At 64.2% G+C, this 11,867-nt stretch carries 10 protein-coding genes, 1 tRNA gene and 1 pseudogene; 11 read left to right on the top strand and 1 reads right to left on the bottom strand.

The window, feature by feature from the left end; genetic code table 11:
* Nucleotides 1-24 precede the first annotated feature (24 nt).
* The 8 genes from sufT (at nt 25) to thiS (ending at nt 7,148) form a co-directional block, all read left to right on the top strand.
* The gene (sufT, locus tag ACPDIT_RS04460; RefSeq protein WP_423441930.1) at nt 25-579 is read left to right on the top strand and encodes a putative Fe-S cluster assembly protein SufT; all 555 of its coding nucleotides are present in this window, start codon (nt 25-27) and stop codon (nt 577-579) included.
* Nucleotides 580-698: 119 nt separating this feature from the next.
* Nucleotides 699-1,904, top strand: a complete 1,206-nt coding sequence (locus ACPDIT_RS04455; RefSeq protein ID WP_423442568.1) for a cysteine desulfurase — start codon at nt 699-701, stop codon at nt 1,902-1,904.
* 253 nt (nt 1,905-2,157) lie between these two features.
* A complete protein-coding gene (locus ACPDIT_RS04450; protein ID WP_423441928.1) occupies nt 2,158-2,898 on the top strand; it encodes a hypothetical protein in 741 nt (246 codons plus the stop codon).
* Nucleotides 2,899-3,072: 174 nt separating this feature from the next.
* Complete coding sequence (locus ACPDIT_RS04445) at nt 3,073-4,476, top strand: hypothetical protein (RefSeq protein ID WP_423441926.1); 1,404 nt, start codon at nt 3,073-3,075, stop codon at nt 4,474-4,476.
* A gap of 283 nt (nt 4,477-4,759) precedes the next feature.
* The gene (locus ACPDIT_RS04440; RefSeq protein ID WP_423441924.1) at nt 4,760-5,152 is read left to right on the top strand and encodes an NADH-quinone oxidoreductase subunit A; all 393 of its coding nucleotides are present in this window, start codon (nt 4,760-4,762) and stop codon (nt 5,150-5,152) included.
* A 96-nt stretch (nt 5,153-5,248) separates the two neighbouring features.
* Nucleotides 5,249-5,863 (top strand): NADH-quinone oxidoreductase subunit B, encoded by a 615-nt coding sequence (locus ACPDIT_RS04435; RefSeq protein WP_423441922.1) that lies wholly within the window; start codon nt 5,249-5,251, stop codon nt 5,861-5,863.
* Between the two features lie 5 nt (nt 5,864-5,868).
* Nucleotides 5,869-6,546: an NADH-quinone oxidoreductase subunit C gene (locus ACPDIT_RS04430; RefSeq protein ID WP_423441920.1), complete on the top strand. Its 678-nt coding sequence runs from the start codon at nt 5,869-5,871 to the stop codon at nt 6,544-6,546.
* A 398-nt stretch (nt 6,547-6,944) separates the two neighbouring features.
* Nucleotides 6,945-7,148 (top strand): sulfur carrier protein ThiS, encoded by a 204-nt coding sequence (gene thiS, locus ACPDIT_RS04425; protein WP_423441918.1) that lies wholly within the window; start codon nt 6,945-6,947, stop codon nt 7,146-7,148.
* Between the two features lie 288 nt (nt 7,149-7,436).
* Here thiS and ACPDIT_RS04420 read toward each other — a convergent pair.
* Nucleotides 7,437-7,521: transfer RNA gene (locus ACPDIT_RS04420), tRNA-Leu, on the bottom strand.
* A 375-nt stretch (nt 7,522-7,896) separates the two neighbouring features.
* Here ACPDIT_RS04420 and ACPDIT_RS04415 point away from each other — a divergent pair.
* The 3 genes and pseudogenes from ACPDIT_RS04415 (at nt 7,897) to ACPDIT_RS04405 (ending at nt 11,865) form a co-directional block, all read left to right on the top strand.
* Nucleotides 7,897-11,169 carry a helicase-related protein gene (locus tag ACPDIT_RS04415; RefSeq protein WP_423441916.1) on the top strand — a complete coding sequence of 1,091 codons (3,273 nt, stop codon included), beginning with the start codon at nt 7,897-7,899 and terminating at the stop codon, nt 11,167-11,169.
* A 74-nt stretch (nt 11,170-11,243) separates the two neighbouring features.
* A pseudogene (locus ACPDIT_RS04410) lies at nt 11,244-11,471 on the top strand (AbrB/MazE/SpoVT family DNA-binding domain-containing protein); the annotation flags it as partial.
* Entirely contained in the window at nt 11,446-11,865 is a 420-nt protein-coding gene (locus ACPDIT_RS04405) for a PIN domain-containing protein (RefSeq protein ID WP_423441914.1), read from the top strand. The pseudogene ACPDIT_RS04410 and the gene ACPDIT_RS04405, both read left to right, overlap by 26 nt.
* Nucleotides 11,866-11,867: the final 2 nt, after the last annotated feature.

The raw sequence follows: 11,867 nt of genomic DNA, 5'->3' as shown, positions 1-11,867 counted from the left end.
GATTTTGGCTATATTGGCGTCCATATGAGCGGCAGCAATCCGGTTACCCTGACGCGCGACGTTGAGGCCGCCCTGGTGCCCGTCGGCACCAAGGTCACCCTCATGAAGGGAGAGCAGGCCTACATCACCCAGTCACTGGGTGGCAGTTACACCGTCATCGTCAACGGCAACATGTTCCGCATCGAGGGCAAGGACGCCGACGCCCTGGGGTTGCCGGTCCAGACCCAGACCGTCGCCACCGGCAAGCCCATGACCCGGGAAGAGGTCGAAAAACAGGTCTGGGAAGTGTTGAAGACCTGTTACGATCCGGAAATCCCGGTCAATATCGTCGACTTGGGCCTGGTGTACGATTGCGTGGTGACCCCCATCGAGGGCAAGCCGGATACCTACCGGGTGGACGTGAAAATGACGCTCACGGCCCCCGGCTGCGGCATGGGACCCATGATCGCGCAGGACGCCCAGAACAAGATCCTCTCCATCGAGGCCGTCGAAGAGGCCAACGTGGAAGTGGTCTGGGATCCCCCGTGGAATCAATCCATGCTCTCGGAAGCGGCCAAGTTGCAATTGGGACTGTTGTGAGCGTCTCCCCCTCTCTTCCCACGGAACCCGCCGTGGCGCGCCCGAGCGCCGCCGAGGCCTCCAGTGCGGTTGCGCCGGCCGCCCCGAAGCCGGCCGGCCCCGCGCCGGATTGGCGCCGGTTGCGCGAGGATTTTCCCATCCTGCACCAGACCGTCCACGGCAAGCCGCTGATCTACTTCGACAACGCCGCCACCAGCCAAAAACCGCGCGTGGTGATCGAAACCCTGCGCCGGTATTACGAGCGCGACAACGCCAACGTTCATCGCGGCATCCACGAACTGAGCAACCGCGCCACTCAGGCCTACGAGGCCGCCCGCGCCCGGGTGGCCCGGTTCCTCAACGCCCGCTGTCCGGAAGAAATTGTCTTCACCCGCGGCACCACCGAAGGGATCAACCTTGTGGCTCACAGCTGGGGGCTCCAGCACTTGAAGCCCGGCGACGTGATCCTGCTGACCGAGCTGGAACACCACAGCAACCTGGTGCCCTGGCAGCTGGTGGCCGAGCGAACCGGGGCCAAGCTGGCCTTTGTACCGGTCACCGGCGACGAAGGCATCGTGGACGCGCGGCGACTGGAGGAACTGCTGGCGCCCCCGGTCAAACTGTTTGCCATGGTGCACGTGTCCAATTCGCTGGGCGTGGTGAATCCCGTTGCTGATTGGTGCGCCCGCGCCCGTGCCCGCGGCATCGTCACCCTGGTGGACGGGGCCCAGAGTGCCGGTCACATGCCCGTGGACGTGCAGGCCCTGGGCTGCGACTTTTTCGTCTTCTCCGGTCACAAAACGTGCGGGCCGACCGGCATCGGCGTCCTGTATGGTCGCCAGGAGCTTCTGGAAACCCTCCCTCCCTACCAGGGCGGCGGCGAGATGATCCTGTCGGTGGAATACCACCGGACCCTCTTCAAGCCCGCGCCCCATCGGTTCGAGGCGGGCACGCCCGACATCTCCGGGCCCATCGGTCTGCACGCCGCGCTGGACTATCTGGATATGATCGGCCGGGAACGGATCTGGCAGCATGATCAGGAACTGGCCCAGTATGCCTATGACCGGCTCGCCGCCCTCGGCGGCGTCCGGCTGTTCGGACCCAAACGAAATCGGGCCGGCCTGGTGAGTTTCCTGCTCCAGGACGTCCATGCCCATGATGTGGTCACGTTGGCCGACCGGGAAGGAATTGCCCTGCGCGGCGGCCACCATTGCACCCAGCCGCTGATGCGCAAGCTCGGGGTCGAGTCCACCGCCCGCGCCAGCTTCTACTTCTACAACACGGTGGAGGAAGTCGATCGGTTCATCGAGGTCATCCAGGCCATCCAGCGCTTTTTCGCGCGATAGAATCGCTCCAATGCTGCGGACGCATGCAGCACCCGGAATTGCAGCTTGTTCCTCCCCGATGTGGTCCACACATGCCCGTGCTGGCGCAAACCCTCGGGAGCCGGCCCACGCGTCTTTTGATATTTGGCATAAGGAATGCTCTTGTTGAAAGCGGATGGCGGTTGAGTAGGGTTGAATCGGGACTGATGCGTGCGGTCGGGCCCCACGCAGGCCGACAGCCCCGGCTGCCGCAACGGCGACAAGGCAACGACTTATGCGGGTCATCCAGCCCTGCTGCCGCGCGCGCCTGACGGCGGACGATCTGGCCTTTGTCCAGACCGTCCTCGCCGCCGACGAGGCGCAGCGCACCAAATTGAGCGAGTTGCTCGCAGACGAAGAGGCCCGGGACATGGTGCTGGACCATCCGGCCCTGTTGCGGGCCCTGCTCGAAGCCCCCCGTTGTCTGCCCGTCTCGGCCCGCCTCTACTTCTACGTGCTCGTCCGCCATGTCCTCCGGCGCCTGGGACTCGAAGACCGATTGGTGGCCGATTACGTCGCCGAACTCCTGACCGAGTTCGCCCGGACCGAACGGTGGCGCAAGCCTCTGCCCGACCGGGACCTCGGCGTGGACTACCTTTACGAGCTGCTGGCCGCCTTGCGCGAAGTGGATGACACCACCGCCTTCCTGCTGCGCACCCACCTGGCCAATCACACCCTCTTCCTGTCGGGCCTGTTCGCCTCTCACTTGGAATATCGGGTGCAGCGGCGCGGCGCCCCCGGCCTGCGCTACTATGAGGAGGTGGGCCGCGCCAGTTACCGCGCAGCCCGGGACCATCGCCTCGCCCATCAGTACGGACTGAGCGGGGTCTTCGACACCCTGGCTGAGCAGTTCACGGTCGCGCGCCAGGCCCTGAGTGACCTTTCCGACCGGTTGCTCAGTCTGGAAGGATTCGATCGCAGCCTCGAACAGGCCCTGCGAACCTTCGCCACCGAAGAGTCACAGTCGGCCAATTGAGGTCGGTGGCCGCCCCGTGCCCCTGCTCCGCAGCGGTCCGACTCCTGCAGGCGGGGGCCAAACACCGTCTCTTCCCAACCCGTCGGCTGCCGCGTTCCGCCCCCTTCGCACCGAACTCCACCACGCTCCCGACCTTCTTGATTCCGGATCGAGCCCGGGTGCAGAGTGAGCCTCATGAAAGCCTCAGTGTGCCTCTGGATCTGGCTCGCCGTGGTCGCCGCCCGGGCTGTCGATCCTCCGTCCCGACCGGTGCTCCCCAATCAAGACCGTATCCGACCCTACGCCGCCAACCCGCGCTACTGGCAGTATCAGGGCCGGCCCATCCTGCTCCTGGGAGGTTCCAAGGACGACAACCTCTTCCAAATCCCCGATCTGCAACCGCACTTGGACGAAATCCGTTCCGCGGGCGGCAATTACATCCGAAACACGATGAGCGACCGACCCGACGGAGGATTCGAAGTCTATCCCTTCCATCGCCGCCCCGACGGGAAATACGACCTCGAACACTGGAATCCCGAGTACTGGAATCGCCTAGCCCGAATGCTCCAATGGACCTGGGAACGCAACATCATCGTTCAGATCGAGGTCTGGGACCGATTCGACTACGCCCGCCGCAACTGGGAACTCCATCCCTACAACCCGCGCAACAACGTCAACTACACGACCGCAGAATCCGGCCTGGCGGAAGAGTACCCGGACCATCCCGGCGCCAACCGGCAGCCCTTCTTCTTCACCACCCCGGACCAGCGCAACAATCAAGTCGTCTTCCGCTACCAAAAACGTTTCCTGGACGAGCTGCTCCGCCACACCTTGCCCTGGCCGCATGTGCTTTACTGCATCGACAACGAAACCTCCGGCGATCCCGCCTGGAGCGCCTTCTGGGCCCGTTACATCCGTGAGCAGGCTCGCGGCGCCGGCGTGGACGTCTTCATCACCGAAATGTGGGACGACTGGGACATCCGCAGCCCCATGCACCGAAACACATTCGACCACCCCGAACTCTACGATTTCGCCGATGTTTCCCAAAACAACCATCAAAAAGGCCAGACGCACTGGGACCACTTCCAGTGGGTTCGCCATTACCTGGGCTCCAAACCGCGTCCCATCAACACCGTGAAAACCTACGGAGCCGACACCGGTCGGTACGGCAACACGCGCGACGGGCTGGAACGATGGTGGCGACACCTCATCGGGGGCGCGGCCGCCGTGCGTTTTCATCGTCCCGATTCCGGCCTGGGCCTCGGCCCCGAAGCCAAAGCTGCCCTCCTCGCCGCCCGCAAGCTGGCCTCCCTCTGCCGGTTCTGGGAGCTGGAGCCAACCCTCCAGCTTCTGCGCCAACGCGAGCCCAATGAAGCGTACCTGGCGGCCCGCCCAGGCAGCGTTTACGCCCTGTATTTCCCCGACGGCGGCGCAGTCGAACTGGACCTCCGGGGGCACGACGGCCCGTTCACCCTGCACTGGATCAGCATCGCCACCGGCGACTGGGGCCCGCGCCACTCTCTTCATGGCGGCGACTGGGTGCCCATACAAACGCCGGGGCCGGGCCACTGGGCTGCCTGCTTGGCCCGTCAACCGTGACGACGTCCCGCCCTGGCTCAGCCCGGGCCGGCCCCTTGCCTGGACCTCGGATCTTTCCCGATTCGGTTCGGCGAAACTTCTCGGGCTGCCGCCCGATCGGTTTCAACGACGCCATCTCCCCGAGCCGCGTTCCTTGCGCCCCGCCACCCTCGCGTTGCGGGCCCGTTCACTTTCGCCCCGCCAGGCGGACGTTGGGGCCCCGCCTCCACCCAGAGCTGCATCGCGGTCCGCTTGACACCGTCCAGCCGGGATTCCTAGGGTGCCGTCGGTCGGGTGCAAGCTCATGAACAGCATCGGTACAGCTCAAATCGGCGACGGCTACGTGACCCTGGTGGTGTTCCTGATCGCGGCCCTCTTGTTCGCCCTGGTGCCCCTGGGGCTGGCCCGTCTCTGGGCGTGGCGCTTCGCCCCGCCCAAGCCGGGCCCGGTCAAAAACGGTCTCTACGAATGCGGCCTCGAATCCCATGGGGACGCTTGGCGCCCGTTCAAGAGTTCCTACTATCTCTATGCCATCGTGTTTTTGGTGTTCGATGTGGAGATCGTGTTTTTGCTCCCCTTTGCCGTGGCCTTTGGAGGTCTTCCCCTGGGCGCGGTGCTGGCCATGATGCTGTTTTTGCTGCTCGTGGTGGAGGGCCTGGTTTGGGCGTGGAGCAAAGGGGTGCTTCGATGGGCTTGAACCCTTGCGGCGTCCACCTTGGCCGGCGCCGTCGGGCCGGTGCCTTTCCGAGTTCGGTTTGAGTCACCGCGCCTTTGCGACTACGTTGAGCCTGCCATGGATCCGGGACTGCGCAGCGAACTCCAACGGCACGGCATCTTCGTGACGACCCTGGAGCAGCTCTACAACTGGGGTCGAAGCAACTCACTTTGGCCGCTGGGATTCGGCCTGGCCTGCTGCGCCATCGAAATGATCGCGGCCTCCATGGCACGATACGATCTCGCTCGATTCGGCGCCGAGGTGTTCCGACCCTCGCCGCGTCAGGCGGATCTCATGATCGTGGCCGGCACGGTCACCAAAAAAATGGCACCCCAGGTGGTCCGCCTCTACAACCAAATGGCCGAACCCAAATACGTCATCGCCATGGGCGCCTGCGCCATCTCCGGCGGTCCGTTCAAGCAGGGCTACAACGTCCTCAAGGGCATCGACCGCTACATCCCCGTGGACGTCCACATCCCCGGCTGCCCGCCGCGCCCGGAAGCCCTCATCCACGCCCTGATGACCCTCCAGCAACGGATCGCCGAAGAATCCCTGACCGGACCGGATCGCCCCCGCCATTTGCGCCCCGACCAACCGGGCGAGTATCCCGTGCCCGAATTCGGGCCGCACGATCTCGTTCCCCCCAAGAACCCGGAGATTTGGCATCCCCCGGCCATTCGCCGACCCGCCTGAACCCAATGGAACCTCTGGAGTCCATCCGCGACCGCATCCTGGCCGCCGTGCCCGCGGCCCGCGTCGAAATCGTTCCCAACCCGTCCCCCTCGGGTCAGCATTCGTTGCTCGTGGACCCTGAGCACGCGCTGGCCGTGGCCCGCTTCTTGCGCGACGACCCGGCCCTGCGTTTCGATTACTGCTCCAACGTGACCGGAGTGGATTGGCTGGACAAAGAAATCACGGAAAAGGTCCGCGTCCGCCTCCGGATCGAAGGCGAGGAACGCGAGGTCGAGGAAACCCGCAAACACATCCGGCCCGGCTACCTCGAGGTGGTTTACCACCTCTACTCCATGACCCTCCGTCACGGCCCCCTGGTCTTGCGCATGCGGACAGGCAACCGAACCGATCAGGTCCGACTGCCGTCCCTGACCCCCGTCTGGCGCAGTTGTGAGTTTCAAGAACGTGAAGTCTACGACCTCTTCGGCGTCATTTTCGAAGGCCATCCCGACCTGCGCCGAATCCTGATGTGGGACGGCTTCCAGGATTACCCCATGCGCAAGGACTACGTCGAACCGGATGATTACGAATACGAGCCCACCCCGCACGGCATCGTCGCAGAAAAGGCTCGACGCCACCAAATCCTCGTTGAACCGAAGACACCTCCGGGCTCTGCGGCCCCGCCGGGTTCCACCACTGGCTGAGCTCCGGCCTTCTACAACGCCGGCCGGGTGCACCTCCGCTCGCGGACGCGGGAAGCGGTCTTTTGTTTGGCCAATCCTCCGGCACTGGTGGCCCCTGCCTCGCCAGCCGCGTGACTGCAACCGGTTCCGGTGCGTGGACCGCATCCAGCGCGGAAGTCGGCACCTGACCGCGGACGGGACTGCTCGACCAGGCGGCCCTGACGCTCCAAGAGGCGTCCATTGACCGCGGAAGCGGGCAAATTAAGCCCCTCCGCGGCAAGGCTGTACTTGGCTCGATCAAGCCCACGTTCCCCGAACCCTCCGTGGAATCCCTCCGCCCGGCCTGTGGACGGCTCCGCGCCGGCCCACTGCTTGCATCGCGCCCCGGTCCGCGGCATACGTGTGGGGGAAAACGGCACATGCAAACGGTCATCGCCAACGGCAAACCGATCGAGGCCCAACTGCCCTGTTCCCTCGAGGAATTCCTGCGGGCGCAGGGTTTGCCCCCGCGAAGCGTGGTCGTCGAACACAACGGCGAGGCCGTTCCGCCCAGCGAATTCCCGCGCCGTCAGGTGCAGGCAGGAGACCGGCTGGAAATCGTTCGCATCGTTGCCGGAGGTTGAAGCCCGCCCGGCCGGCGCGCGACTCCTGCGGCCGGGAGCCGGCCGTTCCCGTCCACTCCCTCGGGCCGGCACCCCCGGGTTGGGTCAGGTCCCTGCGGGCACACCCCGGCAAAAGGCTGGAGCTCGCAAAACGTACCCGCAGCCCACCGCTTTGCCGCCGCCATTCCGGGAACCCTGTTTTGCGAACGACGTCTGGAGGTTTCGGCCCCAGTTTGCCCGGCGCCCCAAAACAGAACCTCGCGCAGCCTCTCGAGCCGCGCGAGGTTCATTCGAAAGCCAAAAGTTTTATGGTGCGCATGGCAGGACTCGAACCTGCACGGATTGCTCCACTACCACCTCAAAGTAGCGCGTCTGCCAATTCCGCCACATGCGCACCCTTGCGCCTTTATTTAACCACGCCCCCGCCCCTCGCGCAAGGCATCCGTTGCCTGGGCCAAGCGCCTGCAAAGGTCCACAGGCCAGGGAGCCCACGAACCTGTCTCAGCCGATCCACGAGGAGGCGGGCCAATGTCCGACACTAGGATGGGACGGACATGCCATCCGGCGCCGGGCCCCTCCGGTCGCCGCAGCCTCGCCTTCCGATTTGCGCGGCAGACCATGCCGGAATCTCCACCTGCGCACCAAGAGCTCGCCTTCCGGCCGAACAATATCGGATGGACCCCAGGTGCAAACGGGATCCTCTCCGCCCGGCTGGCCGTTGCCCGGACTTCACAACCGCGGATGAGACGGGTACAAAACCAGCAGTTCTATGCCACACGATATCATCGACAACCGGGAATCCCACCTGGCTGATGCGGTCCGACCCCTTTTGGACCAGTCCGAACGTGCCCATTTCGCCGTCGGTTACTTCTTCCTCAGCGGTTTCAAAGCCATCGCCAGCGAGTTGGAGAACATTCAAGAGCTGCGCCTGTTGATCGGGAACACCTCCGGTCGTTACACCATCGAACAATTGGCGGAGGCACACAGCTCCGTGCAATCCCTTCAACAACAGCAACGAGCCGCTGTCTTTCTGAGCCCCCAGCAACGTGCCCAGCGCCTGGCCGCCGCGGAACGCCTCCTGCGCGAGAGGCTGGAAAGACTCGACCAAACGGACGCAGATCAAGCCCTGGTCCGCCAGTTGGCGCGGATGGTTCGGGAAAGCCGCCTCAAGGTCCGCGTCTATACGCGTGGCCGGCTCCACGCCAAGGCCTACATCTTCGATTACCCGGCCGGTCGGTTCGAACGGGGGATCGCCATCGTCGGGAGCTCGAACCTCTCGCTGGCCGGTCTGCACGACAACACCGAGCTGAACGTTGTCGTGCACGGCAATGCCAATCACGAGCAGCTCTGCCGGTGGTTTGACCGACTCTGGGACGAAGCCGAGCCCTTTGAGCAGCGCCTGATGCGCCAATTGGAGGCGTCCTGGGCCCTGAACGACTCTGTCACTCCCTACGAACTTTATCTAAAGGTGCTCTACCACCTGACCAAAGACCGGCTGGAAGAACCCGATGTGGTCCTGCCGTTGGATTTCCCGCCCCTGGCAGATTTCCAATGGGCCGCGGTCAAGAGCGCCCTGCGCGTGCTCAAGCTCCGCAACGGCGTGTTCATCAGCGACGTCGTCGGCCTGGGCAAAACATTCATCGCCGCCGCCATCCTCAAATGGCTGAAGATGCGCGACCGTCAACGCGCACTCATCATCTGCCCGGCACACCTGGTGGACATGTGGCGGGAGCGATTCGTGGACCGATACGACCTTGGGGCCGAGGTCCTCAGCCTGGGCATGCTCAGCCAGCCGGATTTTGACTGGTCCGCCGAGCGCTTCCAAAACAAGGACCTCGTCCTGCTCGACGAATCGCACAACCTCCGCCACAGCGACACCCTCCGCTACGAACGGCTCTTCCAACTCGTCCGCGGCCTGGGTCTGCCCATGATTCTGCTGACCGCCACTCCCCGCAACAGCCGCGCCCGCGACATCCTGAACCAAATCCGACTCTTCACGCCCGACGACCGCATCGACCTCGGGGTCGAGCCCCGCTCGCTGACTCAGTACTTCAAACTGGTCGAGGAGGGGCAGCGTGCCTTGCCACCGCTGCTGCAGCACTTCCTCATTCGCCGTACACGCAAACACATCCGCGAACACTGGCCGGATGCCAAAATTGATGGAAGACCGGTCCGCTTCCCCGACCGCGTGCTCAAGACCATCGACTACAGCATCGAAAAAACCTATGGCGGCTTTTACAAACGCCTGCGGGACCTCATCGAGCCCCCCGATCCGACGCGTGGCAAACACGAGGGCCTGACCTACGCCCGCTACGCCTTGCACCACTACGTGCTCCCGGAAAAGCAGCGTCTGAATCCCTACAAGGATCTGGCCCGCGCCGGCAAACGCCTCCGCGGGTTGATGCGCACCTTGCTCTTCAAGCGGCTCGAATCCAGTGTCGAGGCCTTCCGCCAGACCCTGGCCGGCCTCATCGAGCGGCACGAGATCTTCCTCCGCGGGCTCGACAACGGTTTCCTGATCGCCGGCGAAGAGGTCGAAGACCTCCTCAAGGGCATCGAACCCGGCGACGCCGAACGCGACGACCTGCTGGCCGAGCTGGAAAAGCTCAGTGAAAAGTACGACCTCCGCGACTTCCGAATCGAGGATCTCCGCCGCGACGTGGAAGCCGACCTCGCCACGCTCCGGGAAATGGCCAGACACGTCGACCCCATCACCCCGGAACACGACGCCAAACTGCAGCGACTGCTCCAGTGGCTCGGAGAAGAGCCGTTGCTGCGCACTCACAAACTGTTGATCTTCACCCAGTACATCGACACAGCCCGCTACCTCACAAAGCAATTGCGCGAGGCCGGCCTCCGGCCTCCGGAGACGATCGAACATGCCGACAGCACCCGCGCCGACCTGCAAACCCTCGTCAACCGCTTCGCTCCCATCGCCAACGAGGTCAAGGCGCCCGTCAAGAATCCCATCCACATTCTCGTGGCCACCGATGTGCTGAGTGAAGGACTCAACCTCCAGGATGCGGCCCTCATCCTCAATTACGATCTCCACTTCAACCCCGTGCGGCTCATCCAACGGTTCGGCCGGATCGACCGCATCAACTCCCCCCACAAAGAGATCTACGCCTTCAACTTCCTGCCCGAACTGGAGCTCGAAAAGCACCTGCACCTGCGTGAGATCCTCCGCGCCCGCATCGACGAAATCCACCGCACCATCGGCGAAGACGCCGCCATCCTCGAACCCGACGAGCAACTGAACCCCGAGGCCATGTATGCCATCTACGAGGGCGACGGCAAAAAGCTCGAGGCCATCGAAGACGAACTGGAGAACGCCGTGGACCTGGAGGTTCAGGACGCCGAGGACCTCATGCGCCGCATCCAGCGCCAGCAGCCCGAGCTTTTCAACCGCATCGTCGCGCTCCCCAACGCCATCCGCTCCGCCAAACGCCGGACCGCACCTCCCCGGGACCCAACCCGTTGCCCGGCCCTCTTCTTCTACGGTCAGGCCGGCGATTTCCAACGCCTCTGGCTGGCGGACGCCCACGGCAACATCCTCACCCAGGACAACCACTCCGCACTCACCGCCATTGCCTGCCCACCCGACGAGCCGCGTCAGGCACTTCCGCCCGATTACAACGCCCTGGTCTCGAAACTCAAGGCCCGGTTCGAGCAGGAATACCAGGAATACCTGGCCGCCGGAGGCACGCCCCAACGACTCTCCCCTGCACAACGCTGGGCACTGGAGGTCATCCGCGACGCCTACCAGAGGGCGACCGGCCTCCCGAGCGCGCGCTCCGACCCACGGCTCAGCCCGGACCGGCTGGAAAGCCTGCGCCGGCTCTGGAGCGTGACCCCGCTGGATGGCAGGGCTGAGTTCGCACTGCGCGGGCTGCGCCAGCAAAAGCTCACGCCGGAAGAAACCCTGGAGCGACTCAAGACCCTCGCCTTCGAGCACAAACTCGATGCGCTGGCCGCGCAACGAACCGAAACGGCCGAAATACCCACCGAACCGATCATCATCTGCACCGAGGCACTGGTATGAGCCGCCCTTGGTAAAATTGACCCAACCATCGTTTTACCATACGGTTCGCTGTATGAAAAACCACGCTTTCAGCAAAACGGCAGGTGTCCGTGCCCAAGGAATTGTGTGACCAACTGAACCTGCAGCCGGGCACCCGGATCGTCTGGGAAATCCAGGAGGGCAAACTCATCGGATATCCCCTGCCCCGCGAAGGCTGGCGTGCACTGGTTGGCAAACGCAAGCGCGGGCCGAATCTGACGGCCCAACTGCTGGCACAAGGAAGACGCGACCGTGCCCATGAAGACCGCAAGCTGGCTCGATAGCAGCGCCCTGCTGACCCTCCTGCAGGATGAACCGGGAACCGACACGGTCACCGCCCTGCTCGAAGCCGCGGAAAAAGGCAGCGCCACGCTCCTCCTCTCCACCGTCAGCCTCACCGAAATCGTCTCGGTCCTGGCCAGGACCTTCGGCGAAAAAGCCGCCCGCGACGACCTGCGCCTGATCCGGGAGATGCCGATTGACATTCGTTCCCCCACTCAAGACGACTGCATCGCCGCTGGTTGGTTACGCACCCAATTCAAGCTTTCCACCGCCGATGCCATCACCGCCGCCCAGGCCCGGGCGGCGGGGGCCGAACTTGTCCACAAAGATCCTGCACTGGAAGCGGTTCCCGAACTCAAACAGCGCAAGCTGCCCCATATACCGACCAAAGGTTGACC

This window comes from Limisphaera sp. VF-2, from assembly GCF_049537125.1.
Taxonomy (GTDB): Bacteria; Verrucomicrobiota; Verrucomicrobiia; order Limisphaerales; family Limisphaeraceae; genus Limisphaera.
The sequence above is the reverse complement of the archived record's forward strand: the minus strand, read 5'-3'. Positions and strand labels throughout refer to the sequence as shown.

Coding starts and splice junctions, on each gene's coding strand:
- sufT (WP_423441930.1), top strand. CDS start 25: ATGAGCGGCAGCAATCCGGTTACCCTGACGCGCGACGTTGAGGCCGCC.
- ACPDIT_RS04450 (WP_423441928.1), top strand. CDS start 2,158: ATGCGGGTCATCCAGCCCTGCTGCCGCGCGCGCCTGACGGCGGACGAT.
- ACPDIT_RS04445 (WP_423441926.1), top strand. CDS start 3,073: ATGAAAGCCTCAGTGTGCCTCTGGATCTGGCTCGCCGTGGTCGCCGCC.
- ACPDIT_RS04440 (WP_423441924.1), top strand. CDS start 4,760: ATGAACAGCATCGGTACAGCTCAAATCGGCGACGGCTACGTGACCCTG.
- ACPDIT_RS04435 (WP_423441922.1), top strand. CDS start 5,249: ATGGATCCGGGACTGCGCAGCGAACTCCAACGGCACGGCATCTTCGTG.
- ACPDIT_RS04430 (WP_423441920.1), top strand. CDS start 5,869: ATGGAACCTCTGGAGTCCATCCGCGACCGCATCCTGGCCGCCGTGCCC.
- thiS (WP_423441918.1), top strand. CDS start 6,945: ATGCAAACGGTCATCGCCAACGGCAAACCGATCGAGGCCCAACTGCCC.
- ACPDIT_RS04415 (WP_423441916.1), top strand. CDS start 7,897: ATGCCACACGATATCATCGACAACCGGGAATCCCACCTGGCTGATGCG.
- ACPDIT_RS04405 (WP_423441914.1), top strand. CDS start 11,446: ATGAAGACCGCAAGCTGGCTCGATAGCAGCGCCCTGCTGACCCTCCTG.